Here is a 25,882-nt window from a genome sequence, read left to right on the forward strand (position 1 = left end):
ATACAATTTTTTACACAAATAGAAAAATAATATATGATTATCTGAAAAATAATAATGAATATCTTTATAATCTGAATGGATATTATTATTTGCATATAAGAACAAAAAAAGGACTTATACATAAAAGTTTAAAAACAAAAGATAAAATAAGAGCAAACATTAGAAAATTAAAGTTATTAAAAAAATTTATAATTAATGATTTGTTGACATATAGGCAAAGGGAGAAAATATTGGGCAAAAGTATCCTAATAATGGTTGTTGATGATGATTTATTAAAAGATTATCAACCTAAAGAAAATGATGAAATTATCAAAAAAATCATAGAGGAAAAAATAGTAAGCAGTAATATTTTGGATAATTTTAATCTAAATTTTGAAGTAAGTTTGGCTTCTGAAAATGGAGAAGATCCTAAAATTCTTAAAAGAATAGAAAAAATAATAAAAGAAGAATTAGAAAAAGAAAGGCAAAAAGGAAAAATTAAAAGCATATCAATAAAAACAGATAAAAATATTACAAGCAAAACCCTAAAAATTGGTTTTCAAGAATTCATTAGACATAAAAGAGAAATAGAGAAAATAAGCAAAAAAACTATGGAGATGTATAATAAAGGATATAAATATCTTTTATTATTTACTGATGAAAATGAAAAAATATTTAAATTTACTTCAGATTTTTTTAAAGATATACAATATAAGTTATTAAAAATCCCAAGCCACACAATTTTAAAGCATCCAAATCTAAAATATGAGCAGGTAATAGAATTATATAAAGATAAAGAATATAAAAAATTAGAAAGCAGAACCATCAACAACATAATAATAGCGTGGAAAGCAATGTTTAAATTTTTTGAATTTAATGGCTATATTGCCAAAAATCCAACTGAAATTATTAAACCTGTGAAAGAAGAAATAAAAAATATTATGGAGTATTCAATTGAAGAATTAGCATTATTGATAAAAAATTTTACAGAAAAGAAAAAAGAATTTGAGAAAGATATAGTATTGATAGGATTATACACAGGAATGAGAATTGGAGAAATTGCAAATTTAAAAAAGGAAAATATAGATTTAGTCAATAAATTTATACATGTAGAAAAAGGCAAAACAGCAAATGCAAAAAGAAAAATACCAATTCACCAAGATATTTTTGAAATAATGCAAAAATATGTAAAAAATTGCAATAGTGATAATTTATTTAATATAAATGCCCAAAATAAAGCTGATGCATTGCAAAAAAGAGTAAGCAGAAAAATGAAAAATATAATAAATCATGAGAGAAAAAGCTTTCATAGTTTGAGAAAAAATTTTGTAATAAAGCTATATGAAAATGGAATTGATGAAAATATAATAAAATTATTAGTTGGACATAGTACCCAAGATAATATTACTTTTAGCACTTACAACCTCAATAAAGTAAAAGATAGTGAATTACATAAAGCTATTTCTACTCTTAATTTCTTAGAAGAAATTAGTAAATATAAAAAAAATTTAGATAATGAAGTAAATTACAGAAATATAAATCTTGAAGAATTTTAACAAATATATGGGCTTTGGACAATAGTTTGAATTGTGTCAGATCTTATTATAAATTGACCTTTGCCAAAATCAGCAGGATTTAAGCCAAGTGATTCAATTATTTCATTATCCCCTAAAACTGCTCTTTGAGCTTCTTTGCTTATTGTTCTCATGAGGATTTTGGTTTGTAAATTTTCTCTTAAAGTAGTGTCAATACTATCTGAGGTGGCTTTTTGAGTTGCAATAAAAAACTTAATACCTGATGCCCTTGCTTTGGCTAATAATGTCCTTAAATTCTTCAATAATTGTTGATATTCTTTTTTTTCTAACAATGTTGCTTGATCATTAATTGAGGCAAACTCATCAAACATTACTATTATCTGTTTTCCATTCCAATTTTTTATATTATTTTTTCTCATATATAAATATCTTTTTTCCATTATTTGAATCAATTTATTAGTAAAATCTAAAAGGCTTTGGACTTTAGTTATGACTTTTATTTTTTTGTCTTTTTTGGAATATTCAAAAAATTCAACTCCCCCCTTTAGATCCACTAAAAATAAATAATCTAAATTATCCAAATTATAGATAAAATTAGCTATTAATAAATTTTGAAATACACTTTTACCAGCTCCACTTTGGCCAGCTATTAAAATATGAGTTAAATCTTTCAAAGATATGTATATATCTTTATTTTCTAATGATTTGCCTATATATATTTTCCCTTTTTTATAATATTTTTCATTAAATTGAAAAGACTTTACAGGGTTATTGATATATAATTTTATTCCCTTGCTTCCATATCTTTCAACCCTAATAAATTCAACTTGCAAATATTGCTTAATATCCTCAAGAGCTTTATAATAGTTATCATAATTAATTTTTATAGGATTTTTGTAAATTATGTAATCTTTTGTCATTTTTTTCATTTTGTCAAAAATATAGGAATTTACTTTATTTTCTCCATTTTTCTTTTTTTTGATTTGTGCATAAAAATTAAAAGAATAAGGAAGCAAATAGGCTTTAATCCAAAACAATGGGGATTTTTTTGTTTTCATTACATTATATAGAAATGAAATAATAACTAATGAAATAAAAATAATAGGGATATAGTTGTAATAGTTTTTATATATGTATTTATATGTATTTAATTGCAATGGATCAGAGATTACACCATATTTTATTAATGTATAAATATTAAAAAATAGAGGTAATAAAACAATGGAAATTAGGGCATATTTCAAAAATTTATATAGTAATATTCCTATAATTCTTTTTGCCATTTTTTAACCTCATAATTATAAAAGATAATAAAAAAGATATAGGAAATAAAGCAATTGCAATTAAAATAATGAAAAATATATAAGTAATAATATATTCCATTAAACTCATCTCAATACCCATTTTTACCCCCTTTTAAATAAATAGAGGGAAATTATCCCCCTATTTTGATATTTTCAGCTTTATAATAAATAATGCCATTGAATACATTAGCCCTTACTTTTGCCATTATTTGCTTATCTTTTAAATTTTTTGGATCTTTTACAACTTCAGCAGGTGCTTTTATTTGTTGTAAATTTACTCCACCCTCAGGCAATTCTTCTAAAAATTGCAATTGATATGCTACAACTTCCTCACCTTTTTTTACAGGTTTAACACTGAATACTTTGCCTTTGATATATAGTTCCATTTTTTTATCCTTTATGTTGAATTTTATATACACTTATATTATAATAAATTTTTTTCAATTGCAAAAAAATTTAAAAAATATTTAAAAAATTGTAAAAGTAATGAAGTTATGGGGGTTTTGAGGGCTTAAAAATTTAAAAATATTTCTTCTTTCTTTTTTTTGATTAATTTATTTTCATATTCATCTATATATTTTTTTAATAATTCCTCAATAACTTCATTCCTTTTTTTCCCTTCCATTTTTATTATTCCTGTGAATTTATCTATTACAGATTTATTTATAAATAAATGTAAATCACCTTTAATTTCACCTGTTTTTTTGCTTTTATATGCCATTTTTTACCCCTTTCAATTTGAAAAAATTAAAGCTATATCACTTTTATTATAAATTTGTGTATATGCTTGTTTCATTGGATCTAATCTATATATTTCCATTTTCTCAATTTTGTAATAATTTTTAATTGCTTCTTTTTTGATTTCTTGCAGTTCTTTCAATTTTGCCCCTAATTTGGTTATTTCTCTCATTTTATAAATTATTTCACTAACATAATTAGCAGTTTTATCATCATTATTTTCATATAATTTTTCTCTTAACTCTTCAAAATTATTATTTCTCAATAATTTCATTAATGTTTTTTTATATTCTGTACTTTTTTCCTTCATTTCTTCATATTCTTTTTTTAGTTTTTTTAATTCTTTTTCTTCTTTTTCTATTTTTTCATTTAAATTTTTTATAAAATCCTCCACAGTTTCATTATCTTCTTTCATTATGACAATTGACATTAATGCATACTCATCATTTTTATATTTTTTAATTTCTTCTTGTGCTTTTTTTGCTTCTTTTGTTATTTCAATGAATTTTTCTATATTTTTTAACTCCATCAATTCAACATTTTTTATTTTATTTTCTATTTCTTTTTTTATCTTTTTTATTTCTTCTTTTTTTGTTTTTATTGAATTTTTATATAATGTAAAATCAAATCCAAAAGATTTTGAAAATAAATTATATAAATCTGCAACCCCCAATTTTCTTAATGTTTTTGGTTCATAATATTGACTCAAATAATCTATCATTGCCATTTTGTCATATCTTTTTTGTTTTGAAACTTCAACATTTGCATAATATTTTTTATTTATTTTTTGATTTTTTATTTTTGTTTTTTTTGTATTTATAACTGTTCTTTTGATTTCTGCTATTTTTTCAATTTCATATAATAGGCAGGTATTATTTTTTTTTGCCCTTTCTAACAATGTTTTTTTCTCTTTTTCTTCCAAATTATGATAAATTTTATTATATAAATATAATGCCAATTCAGAATTTGACCCCCTGTAAATTCTTATTTTATGGGCTGATTTCCAGCCAATATATTGATATACATTTTCAGGTTTTTTTACAATTTCATCAAGAGTTTTTCTAATATATTTAGAAATATACAATACAGCACCATCCAATTTATTTAGCTTCTTTTTTTTCTTTTCTTTCTTATCTTCAATTTTCAAAAATTTATTTGCTCTTATTTCCATATTATTCTTATTTATTAAATTAACAAAGGATTTTTGGGCATATTCATACATTTCAGTAGGTATATAAATTAATGCATGTAAATGAGGAATATAGCTTTTATGATATTCAAAAAATAAGTCATATCTTATTTTTTTTGCTATTTTTCTATATTTTTTACTTGTTTTAATATTTATATAATATTCTCTCCACATTTTATTAAGAAATTGATAAGCTTCTTTTATTCCCTCATCAATACTATTATATTCATAATAATTATTAACAAAATAGTTATACTCATTTATTACATTTTTGCCATTTGGTTTTTGCTTAAATGGGTGAAATCTTGAGGGAGCTGTGAAAGTAATGAAAATAGGGATTAAATTATTCTCACTTGCTTTTACTTTGTTATACATAATTTTTTGTAAAATATTTTCATATTGTTGTTTTATTTGTTTTTCATAGGAAAAATAAATGCTATAAATCTCTCCAGTATAATTATTTACTGCAGAAAAATTTTTTAAATAATGTAATTGTTTGTTTTCTTTTTCTATTGCATCTGCAATAAATTTTTTAGGAAGTTTTTTATATTCATTAAATAATGTATTATTTACATTCACCTTTATTTTTCCTTTTATAATATTTTCTTATTTAATTATAATAAATTTTTTGCAAAATTCAAAAAAATATTAAATATATATATTAATTTTTTACCAACACTTTTTATTAAGATAATCAAGCTATAACAGAAAGCCCCTATAAGGGGCTTCTTTCTCTTTCTCTTTCTTTTTTTCTCTTTTTTTTGCACCCCTTGCAGGGGATGCAAAAAAGAAAGAGAGAGAGAAATAAAGAAGTAAAAAAGGAGACAAACAGAGAGAATAAATAAAAATGTTGGAGTGTTTAAAATGTTTTTTTTACATTAGATCAAACCATAACAGTGTGTGTGCTTTGCACACACTTATTTAATTGAATATCTAAAATTTTTTATTTTATGCAAAGAGGAGGAAAACTAAAAATTAAACATTTTAGGATTTTTTTGAGGTAATACATTATTGTGGATTTATATTTTTATATTTTTTGAAAAAAATAATAAACAATGTTGTAAAATTTTTTAATACATAATTTTATACAAAAGGGTATCAAATGAATACAAAAACCCCTTATTATGGGAACTTTTTAGGTTTACAATATGCTCTAAATCTTCCCCACACCTCCACCAGATTAAACAGGTACATAGATTTTATCGATCATCTCCTGATACTCTTTTTGCATGTTACTGTCGATTGTGATACCGCCTCCGCTTTTATAGAGATATCCATAAGGTGTTTTTTCAATAAATCGAATCATCACGGCACTATCGAGATTTTTCCCATCAAAAATACCAAAAACTCCTGTATAAAAGCCTCTATCATACTGTTCGACCCGTTCGATGATTTGGCAAGTGGACCGTTTTGGCGTACCAGAGATGCTGCCGGCAGGTAAAAGTTTGTCAAATATCGTATGAAGATGTTTCTTCCAATCTTTTGGTAACAAGCCTTCTATAGCGCTGCTTACTTGCAACAACTGTTTTTCTTGGGCTACGACCTGATCGATATAGCGAAATTTTGTGACTTTGACATTGGTTGCGACCATATTGAGGTCGTTTCTTAGAAGGTCGACCACCATAATATGTTCTGCCATCTCTTTTGCATCATTCAAAATCTTCTCTTTTGCATTCGGAAATGTTGCGTCGATCGTGCCTTTCATAGGATAAGTGGAGATTGTATTGTTTTGAATTTTGACGAAACGTTCAGGAGAGAAGCAGACAAAAGCATCATCAAAATAGAGTTTGAATTTTGCTTTTGTAGCCTGAAAGATTTCCAACAAAGTACAATTTACAGTGATAGTAGAGGGAAAAGTGAGATTGAGCAGATAAGTGTTGCCTCTTTTTATCTCTTCTTGTACTCTGTCAAATGCCTTTTGATACTGTTTCAATGAAATAGGCTGGATCGATAGGATGCGACACGGTTTAGATGAAGTAAAATTAAAATTGCTTGCAAGAGGAGTTTGAAAGAAGATATTTGAAAGTGTCTTGATTGGCTCAACGAAAATATTTTGTTTTTTATAGTCGATGACAAAAAGAAAAGGGATCTCTTTTTGTGCGTAGTAGCTGAGCCTATCCATGCATAATGAGTTTTTTTAAAACTGCCATGCGTACAGCGACACCATTTTTTACCTGTTCTAAGACTTTACATCTTGGATCTGCCAAAACTTCATCACTGATGTCGATATTTCGATGTACGGGACCAGGATGCAAAATGATAATGTCTTTATCTTTGATCAAATCTTTCGTAATACAAAAATCGCTTCCATAGTCTCTTAAGCTGGCATATATAGGATATTTGTGCCGCTCTGTCTGTGTGCGCAGGCTCATAATGGCATCGATATCATCGATGACCTCTTTGATACTATATGTACTAGGAAGATCGGTTTTTGGTAAAAAGTGTGGCGGAGCTACCAAAATGACTTCCATGCCAAAACGTTGCAAAAGTTCGATATTTGAGTTTGCTACTCGAGAATTTTTGATATCTCCTACAATCGCTATTTTTTTTCCATGGACATCACCAAAGTGCTGTTTAAGAGTAAAAAGGTCCAACAGTGCCTGCGTCGGATGGGCGTGAGCGCCATCTCCGCCATTGATCAAAGAGCAGCTTACATATTTTGACAAAATATATGGAACACCTGCACTTTTGTGTCGAACGACGATGGCATGTGGTTCCATAGCATTGAGATTTGCCGCGGTATCGAAGAGCGTTTCGCCTTTTTTTGTGGAGCTTTTGGAGACATCCAGATTGACAACCTCTGCTCCAAGGCGTTTTGCGGCTACCTCAAAACTGCTTCGTGTACGGGTAGAGTTTTCGAAAAAAATGGTAATGATAAGTTTGTTTTTTAAAAGATGAGGCGTTGGTTCATTCAAAAATCTCTTCGCATCATAAAAAAGATTTTCTATCTCATTTTTTGTAAAATCGTTTGTAGTAATCAGATGGCGTTTCATTTCACAATTGCCTCACAATCGTAAGTTATAGTAACTAAGTTTGCTATTATACTAAAAATAGAGGAGGTGAAAAATGAAAAAGCTTCTTGTTCTTTTAAGTGTTGCCATTATTTCTCAGCTTTTTGCCGAAGTGATCACTTTTACAAAGTCGGTTCCTGTTTATAAAAGCGTTGAAGTAGAACGTGTAGTGACAAAGCGAGTGCCTTATGAAGAGTGTTGGTACGAAGAGATCCCGGAAGATGAGAGTAGTGATGGAACAGTGGGAGCGATTATCGGAGGTGCGGCCGGAGGAATTATCGGTCATCAAATTGGAGGGGGCAGCGGAAAGACAGCTGCAACCATAGGAGGAGCCATTATAGGTTCACTTGTCGGCAAAAATCTTGCAGAAAGAAATGCAAGACCGGGGTATCGAACAGTAAAAAGATGTAGAACGCGATACAAAGAGACACAAGAGCATGTGTATGAGTATAAAAACTATGCCAGAGTTATGGGACGAGATATTATGAAATATAGCAATAGGCCATTACGAAGAATACGAGTGCGAGTAACGCTGGAGTACTGATGAAAGCTCCAGCGGAACTTCATCAAAGTACGCTTTGTAAAAAGGATAGGTGATTTCGAAAAAATCATCTTTATCTTCATGAAGATTGATATACCACTGGTGCGCTATTTTTGAGTTGTTAAGAAGATTGAGCGAAAGCAGAGTATCGTTGATACAGCCTAGTTTTGAGGGTGTAACCAAAAGAGCTGGAGTGTCTAAAAATTTGATCAGATCGATCATGAAAAAATCTTTTTCTATTGGGACCATCAATCCTCCGGCTCCTTCTATAAAAAGAATGTCGCTGGCTTCGTACATCATATTTATCTTTTTTCGAATATATTCCAAGTCGATTGTTCTATCTTTCTTGGCGACATATGGAGCGGCTGGTAAAGAAAACTGGTAAGGAACAATATCATCTATTGCGACATCTTTTAAGTTAGGATTAAGCTCTTGACATTTTTGCAAAAGTTTGCTACCATCCTCAGGAATGCCGTGCACTCCCGTTTCTATCGGTTTAATAGCTCCAGGTTTCAACCCCATCTTATGGGAAATTTCCATTAGCTGAAGTGTGGTGTATGTTTTGCCCACACCGGTATTGGTAGCGGTAACAAATATTTGCATATTGCTCCTTTTGGAATTTACAAAAATATATTACAATAAAATAAAATGAAGTTTAAAGAGGGGACGAGTGGGAGAAAAGGTAGAAACAAAAGAGGTCGTCAAATTAGAGGAGCCAAAAAAATATAAGGTGTTTTTACTCAATGACGACTACACAACAATGGATTTTGTCGTGGATATCCTTTGTGATATTTTCGACAAAAGTTATGAAGAGGCGGTCAATATCATGTTGACCATTCATAGACAGGGGAAAGGTTTGTGCGGTATCTATACATATGAGATTGCAGAAACGAAAATTGACCAGGTGCACAGACTTGCGCGAGCGCACGAATTTCCCCTCAAAGCAGTAATGGAGGAAGAGTAATGATAAGCAATCAACTCAATTCAATTTTTAAAGAGGCTGTAAAATATGCCAAAAGACACAGACATGAATATTTGACAGTTGAACATGTTTTTTTGGCTCTTCTCAACAGTTCTGATGGAGCCAAAATTTTAAAAGAGGCTGGAGCCGATATTGAAATCATGAAGCGTAAGCTCACCCAGCATCTTGAATCAGTTTTAAAGCCACTACCTGAAAATATAGTACGTGAGCCTTTTGAAACAGTGGCACTTTCAAGAGTGATCGAAAATATGATACGCCACATTCAAAATGCGGAAAAGAAAGAGGCGACTGTTGGTGATCTTCTTGTAGCACTATTTGATGAAGAGCACTCATATAGCGTCTATCTTTTGAAAGAGCAGGGGATTTCAAAGCTTGATATCATGGAGATTGTTTCCCATCAAGAAGAAGTGGTTGAGACCAAACCTTCCAAGAAGACGGATGAAGAGTCCTATCTGGCAAAATTTACAATTGATCTTTTAAAAGAGGCCAAAGAGGGCAAAATCGATCCGGTCATTGGTCGGGATAAAGAGATTGAGAGGGTGATGCAGATCCTTTGCCGACGAAAGAAAAACAATCCTTTGCTCGTTGGTGAGCCTGGTGTCGGAAAAACGGCGATTGCAGAAGGGTTGGCGCTCAAAATTGCAGCGGGAGAAATCCCTGATGTTTTGGAAGGAGCATCTTTATATTCTCTTGATATGGGTGCCCTTTTGGCTGGAACAAAGTACCGGGGCGATTTTGAAAAGCGGCTCAAAGGTGTGGTAGAGGAGCTTAAGGCTATACCAAATGCTATTTTGTTTATTGATGAGATTCATACGATTGTCGGGGCTGGAGCTACGCAAGGAGGCAGTATGGATGCATCCAATATGCTCAAACCCGCCCTTGCCAGTGGAGCGATCAAATGTATCGGTGCGACAACATACTCTGAATTCCGAAACTTTTTGGAAAAAGACAGGGCACTCAGCCGCCGGTTTGCAAAAGTGGATGTGAAAGAACCGGATCTTGAGACAACTTTTAAAATACTAAAAGGGCTCAAATCAAAATATGAAACCCATCACAAAGTTAAATACCATATCAGTGCGTTGAGAAGTGCAGTGGAGTTGAGTGACAAATATATCAATGACAGGCAACTTCCTGATAAAGCGATCGATTTGATCGATGAGGTTGGGGCAAGTTTTCACCTCCGAAAGAAAAAAAGAGCTGTTGTCACAGTCAACGATATTGAAGATACCATCGCAAAAATGGTAGGACTTCCGCCACAGCGAGTAACGAGTGATGATTTGGAAATATTGAAAAATTTGGAGGAAAGACTAAAAGAGCGGGTTCTTGGACAGGAAGAAGCAGTTGAACAGCTGGCAATGGCCATCAAGCGCAGCCGTGCAGGTCTCAATCCGCCAAACAAGCCGATAGGTTCATTTTTATTTGTAGGGCCTACAGGTGTAGGGAAAACAGAACTAGCAAAAGAGCTTGCACGGACAATGGGCGTACACTTTGAGCGCTTTGATATGAGTGAATATATGGAAAAACATGCCGTATCAAGGCTAATCGGTGCGCCTCCGGGATATATAGGATATGAAGAGGGTGGTCTTTTGACAGAGACGATTCGAAAGCATCCATATACGGTGCTTTTGCTAGATGAGATAGAAAAAGCCCATCCAGATCTCATCAATATCTTGTTGCAAGTGATGGACAATGCGACATTGACAGACAACAATGGGAATGTTGCCGATTTTAAACATGTCGTATTAATAATGACAAGCAATGTTGGAGCCACAGAAGCCAATGTTATGGGCTTCAAGCAAGAGAGTGTGAGCAAATTTGATGAAGCGTTGAAACAGTACTTTACGCCAGAATTTCGAAATAGACTCGATGCGATTGTACGGTTTAGACCTCTGTCTCAAGAGATCGTAGAAGGGATCGTGGATAAATTCATAGCCGAAGTGAACGATCAGCTCGACAACAAATCGATCACACTCTCATTGACGCCAAAAGCCAAAAAATATCTCGCACAAAAAGGATATAGCCCTGAACTTGGTGCAAGACCGTTGGCGCGAGTAATCAGCGAAGAGATCAAAACGCCTTTGACGAACGAGATTTTGTTCGGGAAACTACGTCACGGCGGAAAAGTGAAAATCGATGAGAAAAAAGGGAAATTGGCTTTTACGATACAATGATTTATATTCCACAACTGAGTCTTTTTAGCTATACATTTCCAGACCCGAGATTCGCGTCACCTGAAGGCATCGTTGCCTTTGGGGGCGATTTGAGTCCAAACAGGGTCCTGCAAGCCTATAAAAGAGGAATATTCCCTTGGTATAACGAGGGTGATCCGATTCTTTGGTGGTCACCGGATCCACGATTGGTACTCTATCCTGAAGATATAAAAATTTCACGCTCATTGAAAAAGAGTCTGAAAAAGTTTGAAGTCCGTTTTGATCAAAATTTTGAAGCGGTTATTCGAAATTGTAAAGATATCAGAAGTGAAACGTGGATTCTCCCTGAAATCATTGAAGTCTTTTGTGAACTGCATGAGATGGGATTTGCTCATAGTGTGGAAACATACCAAAATGGAGAACTGGTGGGAGGACTGTATGGTTTGAGTCTGGGTGGAGCGTTTTTTGGTGAGAGTATGTTTGCTTTGGTGAGTGATGCAAGTAAGGTAGCTCTTGTGCATCTGACTCAATTTGCTCAAGAAAATGGGCTTGATTTTATCGATTGTCAGATTCCAAGCGCACACCTTAAACGTCTGGGAGCTGTAGAAATTTCTAGAGACCAGTTTCTTCAAGAATTAGAAAGTGCTCTTCAAAAGCCAGGAGTTTTTGGCAAATGGAACTTTAAGCCCAAAAATACTACTCTATAATGAAATTTTATAAAAAAGGGACAATATGTATAACAACGAGATCCATTTCTCTTTGTGGCTCGATTTTTTAGAAAGAGAGTTTATCCAAAATGAATTCCAAAAAGTAATCAGTCAATACAAAATCACAGGGGCAACAAGTAATCCTGCCATTTTTAAAGAAGCCATTTTAAACTCTTCTGCATATCAGGCTCAGCTCCATCTGCTACAAAACAAAAATCCAAAAGAAAAGTATGAGGCTTTGGCTATCAAAGATATTCAAATGGCTGCCGATGTACTCAAACCCCTTTATGATAAAGGTGATGACGGCTTTGTGAGTATCGAAGTCGACCCGAGACTCGCACATGATGCTCAAGGTACTGTCCAAGAAGCAAAAAGACTTTTTCAAGAGATCGGGAAAGAGAATGTAATGATCAAAATTCCTGTTACTCCCGCAGGGTGTGAGGCAATCGAGGAATTGGTTGCAGATGGCATTCATATCAATGCTACTCTTATTTTCTCCCCATACCAAGCAAGGGAGTGTTTGGATGCAATGGAGCGGGGATCCAAAAAGAACCAAAATGCACACAAAGTGCTAAGCATTTTTGTGAGTCGATTTGATAGAAAACTCGATCCCATTTTACAAAGCAAAGGTTTACCTATTGGGAAAGTTGGTATTATGAATGCGGCTAAAATATATAATATGATCAAAAAAAGAGACCTTCCCTACACCAGAGCCCTGTTTGCGAGTACGGGTGTCAAAGGCGGTGCATATCCGGCGCATTACTATATCTCTTCTTTAGTTGCTCCAAACAGTGTCAATACAGCTCCTCTATCCACCATTGAAGCGTTTGTGAAAGATGGAGATGAAAGGCCGAAACTACCTATTTCGGAAGAGGAGATTGATCATTTTTTCGCGATGCTCAAAGCACATGAGATCGATATGAAGCAGGTATATCACGATCTTTTGCATGAAGGACTCAAAGCTTTTGAAGAGGCATTTGAAGCGATTTTGCAAGAGCTCGATTAAGAATGGAGTAACATATGCTTGAATCCAAATATGTCGATGTGAGTAAACTCACATTTGAGACGACAAAAAAGTTTCGAAAATATTTAAAAAGGCTCGTGGAGCTTGGTGGTAGTGACGTACATCTTAAAGCCGGGTCGATTGTACGAGGACGAGTGCATGGGGAGATTATTCCACTTTCATCTGAAGTTATTACGCGCGAAGAGGCTTTAACACTTGCAAAAGAGCTCCTTCGAACACGATTTGATGAGTTGGTGGAGAATAAGGATATCGATTTTACCTATATATATAATGAGCAAATCCGATTTCGTGTCAATCTCTTTTTCCAACTCAATGGAGTCTCTGGCGTTTTTCGTGTTATTCCAACAGATATTAAGTCGATCGATGAGCTGGGTCTTCCCATCACCCTTCATAAAATTACGCAAATGCCAAGGGGATTGGTATTAGTAACCGGGATTACGGGAAGTGGTAAATCTACAACATTAGCAGCTTTGATAGATGAGATCAATGTCACTCGAAAAGAGCATATCATTACCATAGAAGATCCGGTTGAGTTTGTACATCAGGATAAAAAATCTATTATAAACCAGAGAAATATTGGGCAGGATGCCAAAAGTTTTTCAAGCGCATTGAAGGCAGCATTGCGTGAGGATCCAGATGTTATCTTGGTGGGTGAGATGCGAGATCTTGAAACCATAGAGATGGCATTGCATGCGGCAGAAACGGGGCATCTTGTTTTTTCAACGCTCCATACACTCGATGCAAAAGAGACGATCAATAGGATTATCAGTGTCTTTCCAGCTGAGGAACAAAATAGAGTGAGGATGATTTTGGCTTCTGTATTGGAGGCAGTTGTTTCTCAAAGGCTTGTCCGTAAAAAAAATGGTGGACGTATTGCTGCAGTCGAAATTTTACTCAAAACAAAAAGAATTGAATCTATTATAGCTGAAGGAAGAGACCTTGAATTAACTGAAGCCATTGAAGAGGGTAAAATCTATGGGATGCAGACATTTGATCAAGCACTCCTTGATCTTTACAAACGGGGTCTTATTGATATGGATACGGCATTAGAAAACGCAACGAGTCCGTCTGATATGAAATTGGCAATAAAAGGGATTGTGGCAAGCAGTGCGAAAGAGGCACAAAATATGAACATTTCTCTTGATGATGGAATCATTGATTTAAAAGAAGAATCTTAAGGAAAATAAAATATAAATTTTCATATAATTAGCTCCCTTTAAAATCTTACAATAAGGAATAGCAATGTTAGAAGGCATCGTTAGAGAGAGTACCGGAAAAAAAGCTACCAAAGCTTTACGACGGGATGGTTATCTAATTGCCAACATTTACGGGAAAGATTTTCCAAATATTCATGCTGCGTTCAAAAAGGGTGATTTCATCCGGACTGTACGGCATAAAGAAAAATTGGCTTTCCCAGTGAAAGTAGGCGACAAAGAATTGGAAGTCGTTGTTCAAGAGTATCAAAAAGATCCTGTAACATATGATTTGTTGCATGTTGATTTGATGGTTGCGCAACCAGGTGTCGTAACATACTATATGGTACCTATCAAAACTGTTGGAACACCGATTGGTCTTAAGAACAAAGGTGTTTTAGTCACTTCCAAAAGAAGAATCAAAGTCAAAGGCGCTATCGAAAATATTCCTGATAGTATCACACTTGATGTCAGCAACCTCGATGTTGGGGATGCAATTTTGATTCGAGACATTGAACTTCCTGAAGGCGTGGAACATATGACAGCGCCACACGTTGCGGTAGTAGGGGTTGTAAAAGCGAAATAATGCATCTTATAGTAGGACTTGGCAATCCTGGTCCCAAGTATGAACGCAATAGACACAATATTGGCTTTATGGTGATCGATCGATTGATCGAACGCCTCAAGCCAACCTCTATTTCCAAAAAAGAGTTCAAAGGTGAACTCTATAAAGCTGGCTCCCTGTTTCTTCTAAAACCCTTGACCTATATGAACCTTAGTGGCCAAAGCGTACTAGCTGTTAAAAATTTTTATAAAATCGATATAGAAAATATTATCGTTGTTCATGATGATTTGGATTTGGGGCTTGGTGCTCTTCGATTCAAAAAAGGTGGGAGTAGCGGAGGCCATAATGGACTCAAATCGATTGATGCGCTTATCGGAAAAGAGTATATACGGATACGATTTGGCATAGGGAGACCCCAAAGAAAAGAGGACGTTGTCCGATATGTCCTCAGTGATTTTACTCAAAAAGAGTTAGAATGCATTGTTCCTGTTATCGATAAAGCTGCTGATGCTGCTTTGGCTTTGACCCGATTATCCCTTGATGAAGTACGGTCACAATATTCGCAAAAACAGCTCAACTGCCCCTAACAAAATTTTTGTTACAATTGCATCGAAGCCAACCAAAGAGGGGCGATGATATATAGATATCTTGCAATCAACTATTTCAAATATTTTGTACTTCTTCTGATCTCTTTGACACTCTTTTTTGTCAGTCTTGATTATTTTCAAGTTTTCAAGTCGTTACCGGCTTCAGCAAACTTGCAGATTCTCTATCTTTATTATAAATCTTTAAACGCAATCGATCTTTTATTTCCTATTACGTTGATATTTGCTCTCATTGCACTCAAAAATAGATTGATACGCTCCAATGAGCTTGTTGCTATATATGCTTTAGGATATAGCAAACGTGGAGTTTTAATGCCAGTTTTTATCACCGCACTCTTTTTGACTATTGTATATCTTTTTTTGCATCTTACCTCATTTGCCTATGCAGATGAGTATGCGAACAACATCAAAAAATACCAATCACTTTCCAGTGCCACCAAAGATCTTTTTTTTAAATATAACAACGATTATGTTTTCTTTGAAAAACTCTATCCACTTAATAAAAAAGCAGAGGGTGTGAAGGTCTACGAACTTGAAAATCAAAAATTAAAAAGGATCATTTTTGCCCGCAGTGCGACATTTCAAAAAAGAAGCTGGCATCTAAGCAATGCAACCGTAGTAAAAACTGTGGATGGGAAATTGGTGGAACAAAAGGCAGATCTTTCTATTTTACAAGATTATAAACCCAAAATTCTTGATTCAGTATATGAGGGGAAAAGCTCTATTACACTCATTGATGCACTGGAAGCGATAAAACTTTTAAAGCAGCAGTCTTTGAATGTTGATCGAATCAAGGCGATTATTTTTTATCAGCTTCTTTTTCCTTTTTTTGCTCCTTTTTTGATGATTATCATCTACTATTTCGTTCCGGTAACCGCCAGGATTACCAATCTCAATCTGTTTCTTTTTGGTGCTACCGTGACTTCTTTGATTGTCTGGGGATTCCTCTTTACTCTCGTAAAACTTTCCTTTAACGGTTCTTTGGATGCGTGGTATGCTATTGTCTTGCCGATAAGTTTGCTTCTTGTGATTGCCCTCTATCTTTATAAAAAGTTTTAGCACTTTTTTGCTAATATTGGGCAAACTTTCATAAAGGAATTACGTGGATTACAGAGCCTTAGCACAAAAATATGATACGCCTTTATATGTGTACGATTTTAATGAAATTGCAAAAAATTATGAAGCTATCAAAGAGGCTTTTAAAGCAAGAAAGTCGATTATCGCGTATGCTGTCAAAGCCAATTCAAATATGAGTCTTCTCAAACATTTGGCTAAGCTTGGCAGTGGGGCAGATTGTGTGAGTATCGGAGAGGTAAAACGAGCGCTGCTTGCAGGTATTCCAAACTATAAAATCATATTCAGCGGTGTCGGAAAGAGAGATGACGAGATAGAAGAGGCACTCTTAAAAGATATTTTATATATCAATATTGAAAGTGAAGCTGAGACTTATAGAGTCGAAGAGATTGCGAAAAAAATTGGAAAAGTGGCTCGTGTCAGTTTCCGTGTCAATCCAAATATCGATCCCAAAACCCATCCATACATCTCAACAGGTCTCCATGAAAACAAATTTGGTGTTGAAATAGAGACGGCCAAAAAGCTCTATCTCTATGCTAAAAATTCTCCCTTTCTCAATCCCGTTGCCATCCATTTTCATATCGGCAGTCAGTTAACAGAGCTCGAACCGATCAAAGAAGCAAGCGCAATTGTTGCCAATTTGGTTCGAAGCCTCCAAAAACTTGACATTGATATCAAATTTTTCGATGTAGGCGGAGGGCTTGGCATTCGATATAAAGATGAAAAGACAATCGAGCCATACGATTATGCCCAGGCCATTCTTTCAACTTTGAGTGGAACAGATATGACAATCGTATGTGAACCTGGCCGATATATTGTTGGTAATGCCGGAGTCTTTTTGACAACAGTACTCTATGAGAAACAAAACGGTAAGAAACGTTTTATCATTGTAGATGGTGCGATGAATGATCTGCTTAGACCAAGTTTGTACAATGCCTATCATGAAGTTGAAGTTGTTGGAAAGAGTGGTGATGAAAGCCTGGCAGATGTAGTAGGTCCAGTTTGTGAGAGTGGAGACTTTTTAGCAAAAAACAGAATGCTTCCTCAAACCGAACATGGAGATATAGTGGTTGTCAAAAGTGCCGGAGCCTACGGTTTTGTTATGGCAAGCAACTACAACACACGCCCTAGACCGGCTGAAGTGGCTATCGAAAATGGTCAGGATAGGCTCATTCGGGAGCGGGAAAGCTTTGAATATATTATCGAAAAAGAGATAAGGTTTATGGTGTGAAATTTTTCATCGATGTTCAGGGTACTTTAATCGATGATAAAGAGAGAAAGCCTATTGCAGGGAGCATTGAATGTATTCAAGCATTAAATGAAAAAAATATTCCCTATATTATTATTACAAATAATACTAAGCACTCTAGTCAAGAGTTTTTGAATTATTTGAACTCACTAGGCTTTCCAATTCCAAAAGAGCGCTACATTGATCCCTTAATGGTTTTGGAAGAGGTGTTGCCAAAAGAGTCAATTGCTCCGTATGGTGTAGAAGGTTTTTTGCAAGTTTTACAATCGATGGGATATAGATTCGACTACCATGAACCTAAAGCTGTGGTAATAAGTGTCAAAAATGATTACACGTTTGATGAGTTTGCTCAAATTGATGAATTATTACTGCAAGGTGCTTCTTTAATCGGAATGCACCAAACTTCACTGTATGCAAAAGGAGAGAAGCGATATCCTGGGGTAGGTGCACTGCTTGCAATGTTTGAATATGCTTGTGGAGTTCAATCACAAGTTGTTGGAAAGCCCTCTAAGCTGTTTTACAAAAAAGCACTCAAGAAAGTTGGAGGTAAATTTGGAGATGTAGTCATTATTAGTGATGATCCTCAAGGAGATCTAATCGGAGCAAAAAAACTTGGTATGAAAACGGTTTTTGTATTGAGTGGGAAATATAAGAGTGCAAAAGAGATTGTACCAAAACTTCCAAAAGAGTATAGACCCGATTTGATTTATGATACCATAGCTCAAGCCGCAAAAGCATTAGGAGTGTTATAATGGAAGAGAAGCTCAATCAATTACGAGAAAAGATCGATGCGATCGATGATAAAGTGCTTGAACTACTGAATGAACGGATGAAGATCGTACAGGAAGTTGGAAAACTGAAAAATTCTACAGGTGCTCCCATTTATAGACCCGAAAGAGAAATTGCTATTCTCAATAGGCTCAAATCTAAAAATAGTGGTCCTCTCAATGATGCGGCTATAGAAGCGATCTTTTTGGAAATTTTTGCGGTATCAAGGAATCTGGAGCGACCTGAGAGGGTTGCATATCTTGGACCCGAAGGCAGCTTTACCCATCAAGCTGCGGAGAGTCGATTCGGTGCAATGAGCGAATATCTTCCTATCCACTCGATCAGTGCCGTTTTTAAAGCTGTTGAAACAGGACGAGCAAAGTATGGAGTTGTGCCTATCGAAAACTCTATCGACGGTGTTGTGGGAGAGACTTTGGATCTTTTGGGCAAAAGTGATCTCAAAATTGTAGCTGAAACCTACATGCCGATTCATCACTCTTTTGCATCTTTGGACGAGAAGCTTTCCAATATTAAAAAAATCTATTCAAAAGATATCGCTTTTGGACAGTGTCGGAACTTTTTAAACGAGCACTTTTTGGATGATGTTGAACTCATCCCAGTGGAATCTACTGCCAAGGCGGCAAAGCTGGCTTCTGGGGAGCGTGGAACAGCAGCTATTTGTTCCAATATCGCGGCTAAATTGTACAATCTGCCAATTTTATTTGAAAATATCGAAGATGTGGCCTCCAATATGACTCGATTTATTATTTTAAGTGATTTTAAAAACAGAAGAAGCGGATTTGACAAAACCTCTATCTTGGCGAAACTCCAAGACAGACCCGGTGCACTGGTACATTTCTTGGAAGATTTTGATAAAGAAAATATCAATCTTACAAAAATTGAATCTCGTCCTGCTGAGGACAAAGATTTTAACTACTGGTTTTATATCGATTTTGATGGACATATAGATGATGAAAATGTCCAAAAAGTTTTGCAAAAGCATATCCATGAGATAAAATGGCTTGGAAGTTATGCCAAATCAAAGGATAGTAATGCGCTTCAATGAGACACTTGAAAAGATAAAAACATATGAGGCAGGAAAACCGATAGAACTCGTGGTACGCGAGTTTGGGATAGAACCCCAAAACATCATAAAACTTGCTTCCAATGAAAATCCCTACGGCACCAGCCCAAAGGTCGTGGATGCAGTGCGTGAGATTGCCGATACGATGTATATGTATCCAGACGATAGTATGTTCGAACTCAAAGATGCTTTAGCGAAGCGATTTAAAGTTGATCAAAAAAATATTATTATAGGTGCTGGAAGCGATCAGGTTTTGGAGTTTTGTGCAAGAGCCGTATTGAATGAAAAAAGCAGTGTATTGATGAGCAAGATCACTTTTGCGATGTACGAGATCTATGCTTTGCAGCAAGGTGCAAAGATCATTCGAAGTAGCTGCTATCGACACGATTTAGAAGAGTTTTATGATCTGTATAAAAAACATCATCCAGATATCATCCATATCTGTACGCCAAACAATCCGACAGGAGATGCGTTAGATGCAGAGTATCTCTACTCTTTTTTAGATAGAGTGCATGAGCCGCTTGTTATAGTTGATGGTGCCTATATGGAGTATGCTGCTTATAAAGATGAAAAAAAACGAATTGATCCACAAGAATTGATCCAAAAATATCCAAATGTGATCTATTTGGGAACATTTTCCAAAGCGTATGGTCTTGGAGGTATGCGTGTTGGATATGGTATAGCTGATAACTCTATCATCCAGCAGCTTTATAAACTGAGACCTCCTTTCAATATCACTACCCTCAGCCTCAAAGCGGCAACGACTGCTTTGGAAGATGAAGGGTTTGTCCAATATTCGATTGAACAAAATTTTCTTCAAATGGAGCGTTTTGTCAATTTTGCTTTGCAAAACGGTTTTGAATTTATTGATAGTTATACAAATTTTGTCACCTATTTGTTTCCTGAAGACAGAAGTTCAAAAAGTGTCAGTGAGGCTCTTTTAAAAAAGGGAGTAATTGTCCGAGATTTGACTGGGTACGGTATGAATGCTTTACGTATTACCATTGGAACAAAAGAGCAAAATGACAGATTCTTTGAAATTTTCAAAGAGGTTCTCAATGAATATTAAAAACTATACCATTGAAGAGTTGGAAGAGCTGAGTCAAAAGATACGAAACCGTATCTTGGAAGTTGTGAGCAGAAATGGTGGACATCTGAGTTCCACTTTAGGTGCAGTTGAACTTATAATAGCGATGCATTATGTGTTTGATGTGGAGAAAGATCCTTTTATTTTTGATGTAAGTCATCAAGCCTATGCACATAAACTTTTGACAGATCGATGGGAGCAGTTTGATACTCTCCGCCAGTTTGGCGGTATAAGCGGATATACCAAACCAACAGAGTCGCCGTATGACTACTGGGTTGCAGGACACAGTTCGACTTCCATCTCTTTGGCAGTAGGGGCAGCCAAAGCGATTAAGCTCAAAAATGAGGACAGAGTTCCTGTCGTGCTCATCGGCGATGGTGCCATGAGTGCTGGTATGGTTTATGAAGCATTGAACGAACTGGGCGATAGAAAATATCCAGTAGTGATTATTCTAAATGACAATGAGATGAGTATTGCCAAACCGATAGGAGCAGTAAGTAAATATCTGAGTCAAAAGATGGCTAGTCCCTTTTATCAAAATATGAAAAAGCGAACAGAACAGCTTTTAAAACATCTGCCAGAATCGGCTACGTATATTGCTAAACGTTTGGAAGAGTCGTTGAAACTCATTACTCCTGGTATTTTATTTGAAGAACTCGGAATCGATTACGTCGGTCCAATTGATGGACACGATTTGAAAGTATTGATTGAGACCATGACAATTGCCAAACAGATGAATAGGCCGGTTATTATTCATGCTCAAACCCTGAAAGGAAAAGGGTACAAAATTGCAGAAGGATATTATGAGCATTGGCACGGTGTGGGACCGTTTGATATCAGTACGGGAGAATCACTGAAAAAAAGTTCCAAACCGAGTGCAACATCAATTTTTAGTAAGAAACTGTATGATTTGGCGAAAGAGGATGAAACAGTTGTCGGTGTTACAGCAGCTATGCCCAGTGGAACGGGTTTAAAACCTCTCATTGAAGATTTTGGGGATCGATTTTGGGATGTGGGGATTGCTGAACAGCACGCTGTTACGTCTATGGGTCCTTTGGCTAAAGAGGGTTTTAAACCGTTCGTTGCGATCTACTCCACCTTTTTGCAACGGGGATATGATCAGGTTATTCATGATATTGCTTTAATGGATGTAGGCGTTGCATTTGCGATCGATAGAGCAGGTATTGTTGGTGAAGATGGAGAGACGCATCAAGGAGCTTTTGACATAAGTTATCTTAGACCGATACCAAATATGCATCTTTTTGCTCCAAGAGATCCTAAAACATTAGAATATGCTGTAGAGTTTGCAAAAGATTTTTCCAGACCCTGTGCTTTTCGCTATCCAAGAGGAAGTTTTATTTTAGATGATGATTTTGAAGCAAAACCATTTGAGCTTGGCAAAGCGGAGCTTTTAATAGAAAATGAAGGTGATATTTTATTCGTTGGATACGGTAATGGTGTAGGGCGAGCCTATGAGACGATGAAGTTTTTGGATATTCCTGTTGCACTACTGGATCTTCGATTTGTGAAGCCGCTGGATGTTGAACTGCTTCAAGAACTATCACAAAAATATAAAAGATGGTTTGTATTTAGCGATAGTGCAAGACTTGGTGGAGTGGCAAGTGCACTTTTGGAATTGGAACTTCCTGTAGAGATTGTGACATTTGAGTATGAAGATCAGTTTATTCCTCATGGAAAAGTGAGCGATGTAGAAAAAGCGCTTGGATTATTACCGCAGCAGTTGGCAAAAAAAGTGGAATCTTTTTTATAATCCCGCAAAAGCGGGAAGGAGATTAGAGTTCGTCTGCGTGTTTTGCAAGATACTCTGCAACACCTTCTGGTGTAGGCTTCATAGCCTCTTTTCCTTTTTCCCATTCAGCTGGGCATACTTCACCATGCTCATTTGCAAACTCCATAGCATCCACCATTCGAATCATCTCATCGATATTTCGTCCAAGTGGTAGGTCGTTGATAACGCAGTGTCGAATTGTTCCATCTTTATCGATCAAAAAGCTTCCTCGAAGAGCAACACCTGCATCTTCAAGCAATACATCATAATTTCTTGCGATCTGCTTTGTAAGATCTGCTACAAGTGGATATCGAATATTTCCGATACCGCCTTTTTCGACAGGAGTATTTTTCCATGCGAGGTGTGTATAGTGGCTGTCAACTGAACATCCGATGACATTGATGCCTCTTTTTTTGAATTCATCAAGTCTATGATCGAAAGCGATGATTTCACTAGGGCATACGAAAGTGAAATCGAGCGGATAGAAAAAGAGTACTGCTCCTTTTTCGCCAATGTTTTCATAGAGATTGAAGTTTTCATTGATTGTATTGTCCGGCATTACTGCTGGTGCTGTGAAGTCTGGTGCTTTTTTTGTAACAAGCATCTCTATCTCCTTTTGGATAATTTTTTTCTTTTGCGAAACATTGTAATTATATCATTGTTAAGCTAAATTGAAATTTATAGATAATTTCATATAAAATGGTTCAATCAAATGATACATTTGTTGAAATTGATTTAGGATATAATATCTGCAAAAAAAGGAATGCAATGGCAAGAGAGTTTCTCTTTACATCTGAATCGGTTACAGAAGGCCACCCAGATAAGATGGCAGACCAGATTAGTGATGCCATTTTGGACTATATTATCGAAAGAGATCCCAACGCAAGAGTGGCATGTGAAACGTTGCTTAGTAACGGCTTTGCGATTATTGCAGGAGAATTGAAAACAACCACTTACGCGCCGATGCAGGATATCGTACGAGAGGTTATTCGAGAAATCGGTTATACAGACGCATTGTATGGGTTTGATTATAGAAGTGCAGGTGTACTGAATGGCGTAGGCGAGCAATCTCCGGATATCAACCAAGGTGTTGATAAAGAAGGAGGTGAAATAGGTGCTGGCGACCAAGGACTAATGTTTGGGTACGCCTGTAAAGAGACGGATGTGTTAATGCCACTGCCTATCACTATGGCTCATAGACTAACACAAGAGCTTGCAAATGCAAGAAAAGAGGGTATTTTGCCTTTTTTAAGACCTGACGGCAAAGCCCAAGTAACAGTCCAATATGTTGATGGCAAACCACAAAAAATTAAAACTATTGTTATCTCAACACAACATGACCCAGATGTGAGTTACAATCGGCTCAAAGATGCCGTCATTGAAGAGATTGTGTACAAAGTGATTCCAAAAGAGTTGATAGCTGATGATATCGTGTATCATATCAATCCAACGGGACGATTTGTCATTGGTGGCCCACAAGGAGATGCCGGACTTACTGGAAGAAAGATTATTGTCGATACATACGGAGGAAGCTGTCCGCATGGCGGTGGTGCATTCAGTGGAAAGGATCCGACAAAAGTGGATAGAAGCGGTGCATATGCTGCAAGATATGTAGCCAAAAATTTGGTTGCAAGTGGCGCATGCGAAAAGGCAACTGTACAGATAGCCTATGCGATTGGTATTGTAGAGCCAGTATCGATTATGGTAGATAGCCATGGTACTGCCAAGGTTTCTGATGAGAAACTTGAAGCCTGCGTGCGAGATCTTTTCGATTTGACACCAAGGGGTATTATAAAATCTCTTGATCTTTTACGACCAATTTATAGAAAAACGGCTGCATATGGCCATTTTGGTCGAGAATTACCTGAGTTTACTTGGGAAAAAACGGATAAGGCTGAGGAAATTGCAGACTATCTAAAAATAAGGTAAGTTTAAATTTTTTATTGATATAGTTTGATTGACGTTAACAAAATCATAAGGAGTAACTATGGCAGTATTGATTACTGATATCTGTATCAACTGTGGAGCATGTATTGATGAGTGCCCAGTTGAGGCAATCGTTGATGATGAAGACAATCCAACTGGAGAAGAGACTTATTACGTATATCCAGATAAATGTGTTGAATGTGTAGGCTATCATGATACGCCTGCATGTGCAGAAGCATGTCCGACTGAAGGGTGTATCGTTTGGGATAAATGTTATGAAGGGATGCCTTGTAGAGAAGATATTCCTGCAGATGCAAGAGAGAGTCATCAACCAGTTATCGAATAATCTTACAAGGGGCTTTGCCCCTTATTAATCTCCACTTTTTATTTTCAATTATGCTAATTTTGCTATAATCTCCCACTCATTAAAAATCCTCAGGAGATGGATAGATGGAAAGAACACTCTCAATTATCAAGCCAGATGCAGTAGCGAAGAATGTAATTGGTAAAATTATCGATCGCTTTGAAACGAATGGACTTCGAATTGCTACTATGAAAAAGATTCAACTTTCGAAAGATGACGCAGCGAAATTTTATGAAGTACATAAGGAACGTCCTTTCTTTAATGACCTTGTGGAGTATATGACAAGTGGTCCAGTAGTTGTTATGGTCCTTGAAGGTGAGAATGCGGTTGCGAAAAATCGAGAATTGATGGGTGCAACTGATCCTAAGGAAGCAAAACCTGGAACAATTCGAGCAGATTTTGCTGAAAGTATTGAGGCAAATGCGGTACATGGAAGTGACAGTTTAGAAAACGCGCAAAAAGAGATAGCATTCTTTTTTGCTCAGAGGGAAATTCTCTAAGTGCAGATCGAATTTAAAAAAGTTGGATTTAATAAAAAAGAGATTACAATAAAGCGAAACAGTCTCCAGTTACATGGAGTCCTGAATCGACAAGACAGAGAGATAGTAAATTTTAATGGTGAACTTGTCGGCAATCTTGATTTAGAATGTAGTCGGTGCGGAACGAATTTTATAAAAAAAATAGACGAACCTATCCGATTGAAATTTAGTGATGGTATCTATAAAGGATTCGATGAAGAAGCAGATGTGATCGAATTCTATGAAGGTACAATCGATTTCGATTTTATTATCGATTCTGAAGAAGAGTCAATAAAAGCAGGATATAACTACTGCAGTCAATGTGAACAACAAGAAGAAGGAGAAAATTATGGCAGTACCTAAGAGAAGAGTGAGTAAAACAAGAGCAGCTAAAAGAAGAACACATTACAAAATCAAACTTGTAAAACCAGTAAAAGATAAAGATGGTACATGGAAGTTGCCACACCATGTAAATCCGACAACAGGCGAATATAAGTAAG

General features: G+C 35.5%; 28 protein-coding genes. 20 read left to right on the forward strand and 8 right to left on the reverse strand.

What is annotated here, in order from left to right:
* The first annotated feature begins 89 nt into the window (after positions 1–89).
* Positions 90–1,535 (forward strand): tyrosine-type recombinase/integrase, encoded by a 1,446-nt coding sequence (locus JG735_RS02280; RefSeq protein ID WP_201335227.1) that lies wholly within the window; start codon positions 90–92, stop codon positions 1,533–1,535.
* Here JG735_RS02280 and JG735_RS02285 read toward each other — a convergent pair.
* From JG735_RS02285 to JG735_RS02310, 6 genes are all read right to left on the reverse strand, one after another.
* Entirely contained in the window at positions 1,532–2,797 is a 1,266-nt protein-coding gene (locus tag JG735_RS02285; protein ID WP_201335228.1) for an FtsK/SpoIIIE domain-containing protein, read from the reverse strand. The two genes, JG735_RS02280 and JG735_RS02285, sit on opposite strands and share 4 nt — an antisense overlap.
* A 152-nt stretch (positions 2,798–2,949) precedes the next feature.
* Positions 2,950–3,204 (reverse strand): hypothetical protein, encoded by a 255-nt coding sequence (locus JG735_RS02290; protein WP_201335229.1) that lies wholly within the window; start codon positions 3,202–3,204, stop codon positions 2,950–2,952.
* A gap of 125 nt (positions 3,205–3,329) precedes the next feature.
* Positions 3,330–3,539 (reverse strand): hypothetical protein, encoded by a 210-nt coding sequence (locus tag JG735_RS02295; protein WP_201335230.1) that lies wholly within the window; start codon positions 3,537–3,539, stop codon positions 3,330–3,332.
* 12 nt (positions 3,540–3,551) lie between these two features.
* Positions 3,552–5,324, reverse strand: a complete 1,773-nt coding sequence (locus JG735_RS02300) for a replication endonuclease (RefSeq protein ID WP_201335231.1) — start codon at positions 5,322–5,324, stop codon at positions 3,552–3,554.
* Between the two features lie 601 nt (positions 5,325–5,925).
* On the reverse strand, positions 5,926–6,867 hold the full coding sequence (locus JG735_RS02305) for an aminodeoxychorismate synthase component I (RefSeq protein ID WP_201335232.1): 942 nt from the start codon (positions 6,865–6,867) through the stop codon (positions 5,926–5,928).
* Positions 6,860–7,738 (reverse strand): aspartate carbamoyltransferase catalytic subunit, encoded by an 879-nt coding sequence (locus JG735_RS02310; protein WP_201335233.1) that lies wholly within the window; start codon positions 7,736–7,738, stop codon positions 6,860–6,862. Before JG735_RS02310 ends, JG735_RS02305 begins: the two co-directional genes overlap by 8 nt.
* Positions 7,739–7,811: 73 nt before the next feature.
* Here JG735_RS02310 and JG735_RS02315 point away from each other — a divergent pair, with 73 nt between their 5' ends.
* Complete coding sequence (locus tag JG735_RS02315; protein ID WP_201335234.1) at positions 7,812–8,300, forward strand: glycine zipper 2TM domain-containing protein; 489 nt, start codon at positions 7,812–7,814, stop codon at positions 8,298–8,300.
* Here JG735_RS02315 and bioD read toward each other — a convergent pair.
* Positions 8,262–8,900: a dethiobiotin synthase gene (gene bioD, locus JG735_RS02320; RefSeq protein WP_201335235.1), complete on the reverse strand. Its 639-nt coding sequence runs from the start codon at positions 8,898–8,900 to the stop codon at positions 8,262–8,264. The two genes, JG735_RS02315 and bioD, sit on opposite strands and share 39 nt — an antisense overlap.
* A gap of 67 nt (positions 8,901–8,967) precedes the next feature.
* Between bioD and clpS the strand changes: the two genes are divergently transcribed.
* The 13 genes from clpS (at position 8,968) to dxs (ending at position 22,556) form a co-directional block, all read left to right on the forward strand.
* Complete coding sequence (gene clpS, locus JG735_RS02325) at positions 8,968–9,261, forward strand: ATP-dependent Clp protease adapter ClpS (RefSeq protein ID WP_012081756.1); 294 nt, start codon at positions 8,968–8,970, stop codon at positions 9,259–9,261.
* Positions 9,261–11,450 (forward strand): ATP-dependent Clp protease ATP-binding subunit ClpA, encoded by a 2,190-nt coding sequence (gene clpA, locus JG735_RS02330; RefSeq protein ID WP_201335236.1) that lies wholly within the window; start codon positions 9,261–9,263, stop codon positions 11,448–11,450. The genes clpS and clpA overlap by 1 nt, the downstream gene beginning before the upstream one ends.
* On the forward strand, positions 11,447–12,136 hold the full coding sequence (aat, locus tag JG735_RS02335) for a leucyl/phenylalanyl-tRNA--protein transferase (RefSeq protein WP_201335237.1): 690 nt from the start codon (positions 11,447–11,449) through the stop codon (positions 12,134–12,136). Before clpA ends, aat begins: the two co-directional genes overlap by 4 nt.
* Positions 12,137–12,161: 25 nt before the next feature.
* The gene (locus tag JG735_RS02340; RefSeq protein WP_201335238.1) at positions 12,162–13,142 is read left to right on the forward strand and encodes a transaldolase; all 981 of its coding nucleotides are present in this window, start codon (positions 12,162–12,164) and stop codon (positions 13,140–13,142) included.
* Positions 13,143–13,156: 14 nt separating this feature from the next.
* Positions 13,157–14,338, forward strand: coding sequence for a type IV pilus twitching motility protein PilT (locus JG735_RS02345; protein WP_201335239.1), 1,182 nt, complete (start codon positions 13,157–13,159; stop codon positions 14,336–14,338).
* Between the two features lie 64 nt (positions 14,339–14,402).
* Positions 14,403–14,939 (forward strand): 50S ribosomal protein L25/general stress protein Ctc, encoded by a 537-nt coding sequence (locus JG735_RS02350; protein WP_012081761.1) that lies wholly within the window; start codon positions 14,403–14,405, stop codon positions 14,937–14,939.
* Positions 14,939–15,505: an aminoacyl-tRNA hydrolase gene (gene pth / locus JG735_RS02355; RefSeq protein WP_201335240.1), complete on the forward strand. Its 567-nt coding sequence runs from the start codon at positions 14,939–14,941 to the stop codon at positions 15,503–15,505. Before JG735_RS02350 ends, pth begins: the two co-directional genes overlap by 1 nt.
* Positions 15,506–15,550: 45 nt before the next feature.
* On the forward strand, positions 15,551–16,582 hold the full coding sequence (locus tag JG735_RS02360; RefSeq protein WP_201335241.1) for an LptF/LptG family permease: 1,032 nt from the start codon (positions 15,551–15,553) through the stop codon (positions 16,580–16,582).
* A gap of 43 nt (positions 16,583–16,625) precedes the next feature.
* Entirely contained in the window at positions 16,626–17,828 is a 1,203-nt protein-coding gene (gene lysA, locus JG735_RS02365; RefSeq protein ID WP_201335242.1) for a diaminopimelate decarboxylase, read from the forward strand.
* On the forward strand, positions 17,825–18,598 hold the full coding sequence (locus JG735_RS02370) for an HAD-IIA family hydrolase (RefSeq protein WP_201335243.1): 774 nt from the start codon (positions 17,825–17,827) through the stop codon (positions 18,596–18,598). Before lysA ends, JG735_RS02370 begins: the two co-directional genes overlap by 4 nt.
* The gene (gene pheA / locus JG735_RS02375; RefSeq protein WP_201335244.1) at positions 18,598–19,680 is read left to right on the forward strand and encodes a prephenate dehydratase; all 1,083 of its coding nucleotides are present in this window, start codon (positions 18,598–18,600) and stop codon (positions 19,678–19,680) included. Before JG735_RS02370 ends, pheA begins: the two co-directional genes overlap by 1 nt.
* Positions 19,667–20,767 carry a histidinol-phosphate transaminase gene (gene hisC, locus JG735_RS02380; RefSeq protein ID WP_201335245.1) on the forward strand — a complete coding sequence of 367 codons (1,101 nt, stop codon included), beginning with the start codon at positions 19,667–19,669 and terminating at the stop codon, positions 20,765–20,767. The genes pheA and hisC overlap by 14 nt, the downstream gene beginning before the upstream one ends.
* Positions 20,757–22,556, forward strand: a complete 1,800-nt coding sequence (gene dxs, locus JG735_RS02385; RefSeq protein WP_201335246.1) for a 1-deoxy-D-xylulose-5-phosphate synthase — start codon at positions 20,757–20,759, stop codon at positions 22,554–22,556. The genes hisC and dxs overlap by 11 nt, the downstream gene beginning before the upstream one ends.
* A gap of 22 nt (positions 22,557–22,578) precedes the next feature.
* Here dxs and JG735_RS02390 read toward each other — a convergent pair whose 3' ends face one another.
* Entirely contained in the window at positions 22,579–23,178 is a 600-nt protein-coding gene (locus tag JG735_RS02390) for a peroxiredoxin (protein ID WP_236584197.1), read from the reverse strand.
* Positions 23,179–23,342: 164 nt separating this feature from the next.
* Between JG735_RS02390 and metK the strand changes: the two genes are divergently transcribed.
* From metK to rpmF, 5 genes are all read left to right on the forward strand, one after another.
* Positions 23,343–24,503 carry a methionine adenosyltransferase gene (gene metK / locus JG735_RS02395; protein ID WP_201335247.1) on the forward strand — a complete coding sequence of 387 codons (1,161 nt, stop codon included), beginning with the start codon at positions 23,343–23,345 and terminating at the stop codon, positions 24,501–24,503.
* Between the two features lie 58 nt (positions 24,504–24,561).
* The gene (locus JG735_RS02400) at positions 24,562–24,846 is read left to right on the forward strand and encodes a 4Fe-4S dicluster domain-containing protein (RefSeq protein WP_201335248.1); all 285 of its coding nucleotides are present in this window, start codon (positions 24,562–24,564) and stop codon (positions 24,844–24,846) included.
* A 104-nt stretch (positions 24,847–24,950) separates the two neighbouring features.
* Entirely contained in the window at positions 24,951–25,364 is a 414-nt protein-coding gene (gene ndk, locus JG735_RS02405; RefSeq protein WP_201335249.1) for a nucleoside-diphosphate kinase, read from the forward strand.
* The gene (locus tag JG735_RS02410; protein WP_201335250.1) at positions 25,365–25,745 is read left to right on the forward strand and encodes a hypothetical protein; all 381 of its coding nucleotides are present in this window, start codon (positions 25,365–25,367) and stop codon (positions 25,743–25,745) included.
* Entirely contained in the window at positions 25,732–25,881 is a 150-nt protein-coding gene (gene rpmF, locus JG735_RS02415; RefSeq protein ID WP_012081774.1) for a 50S ribosomal protein L32, read from the forward strand. The genes JG735_RS02410 and rpmF overlap by 14 nt, the downstream gene beginning before the upstream one ends.
* Position 25,882 lies beyond the last annotated feature (1 nt).

The organism is Nitratiruptor sp. YY08-10, from assembly GCF_016629565.1.
Classification (GTDB): domain Bacteria; phylum Campylobacterota; class Campylobacteria; order Campylobacterales; family Nitratiruptoraceae; genus Nitratiruptor.

Bases quoted from the DNA above. Each gene is read 5' to 3' on its own strand.
- JG735_RS02285 (WP_201335228.1), bottom strand. From the start codon at position 2,797: ATGGCAAAAAGAATTATAGGAATATTACTATATAAATTTTTGAAATAT.
- dxs (WP_201335246.1), top strand. From the start codon at position 20,757: ATGAATATTAAAAACTATACCATTGAAGAGTTGGAAGAGCTGAGTCAA.
- metK (WP_201335247.1), top strand. From the start codon at position 23,343: ATGGCAAGAGAGTTTCTCTTTACATCTGAATCGGTTACAGAAGGCCAC.
- rpmF (WP_012081774.1), top strand. From the start codon at position 25,732: ATGGCAGTACCTAAGAGAAGAGTGAGTAAAACAAGAGCAGCTAAAAGA.
- JG735_RS02305 (WP_201335232.1), bottom strand. From the start codon at position 6,867: ATGGATAGGCTCAGCTACTACGCACAAAAAGAGATCCCTTTTCTTTTT.
- JG735_RS02310 (WP_201335233.1), bottom strand. From the start codon at position 7,738: ATGAAACGCCATCTGATTACTACAAACGATTTTACAAAAAATGAGATA.
- JG735_RS02390 (WP_236584197.1), bottom strand. From the start codon at position 23,178: ATGCTTGTTACAAAAAAAGCACCAGACTTCACAGCACCAGCAGTAATG.
- JG735_RS02345 (WP_201335239.1), top strand. From the start codon at position 13,157: ATGCTTGAATCCAAATATGTCGATGTGAGTAAACTCACATTTGAGACG.
- JG735_RS02315 (WP_201335234.1), top strand. From the start codon at position 7,812: ATGAAAAAGCTTCTTGTTCTTTTAAGTGTTGCCATTATTTCTCAGCTT.
- hisC (WP_201335245.1), top strand. From the start codon at position 19,667: ATGCGCTTCAATGAGACACTTGAAAAGATAAAAACATATGAGGCAGGA.
- bioD (WP_201335235.1), bottom strand. From the start codon at position 8,900: ATGCAAATATTTGTTACCGCTACCAATACCGGTGTGGGCAAAACATAC.
- JG735_RS02360 (WP_201335241.1), top strand. From the start codon at position 15,551: ATGATATATAGATATCTTGCAATCAACTATTTCAAATATTTTGTACTT.
- JG735_RS02290 (WP_201335229.1), bottom strand. From the start codon at position 3,204: ATGGAACTATATATCAAAGGCAAAGTATTCAGTGTTAAACCTGTAAAA.
- JG735_RS02295 (WP_201335230.1), bottom strand. From the start codon at position 3,539: ATGGCATATAAAAGCAAAAAAACAGGTGAAATTAAAGGTGATTTACAT.
- JG735_RS02350 (WP_012081761.1), top strand. From the start codon at position 14,403: ATGTTAGAAGGCATCGTTAGAGAGAGTACCGGAAAAAAAGCTACCAAA.
- ndk (WP_201335249.1), top strand. From the start codon at position 24,951: ATGGAAAGAACACTCTCAATTATCAAGCCAGATGCAGTAGCGAAGAAT.
- JG735_RS02400 (WP_201335248.1), top strand. From the start codon at position 24,562: ATGGCAGTATTGATTACTGATATCTGTATCAACTGTGGAGCATGTATT.
- clpA (WP_201335236.1), top strand. From the start codon at position 9,261: ATGATAAGCAATCAACTCAATTCAATTTTTAAAGAGGCTGTAAAATAT.
- pheA (WP_201335244.1), top strand. From the start codon at position 18,598: ATGGAAGAGAAGCTCAATCAATTACGAGAAAAGATCGATGCGATCGAT.
- aat (WP_201335237.1), top strand. From the start codon at position 11,447: ATGATTTATATTCCACAACTGAGTCTTTTTAGCTATACATTTCCAGAC.
- JG735_RS02340 (WP_201335238.1), top strand. From the start codon at position 12,162: ATGTATAACAACGAGATCCATTTCTCTTTGTGGCTCGATTTTTTAGAA.
- pth (WP_201335240.1), top strand. From the start codon at position 14,939: ATGCATCTTATAGTAGGACTTGGCAATCCTGGTCCCAAGTATGAACGC.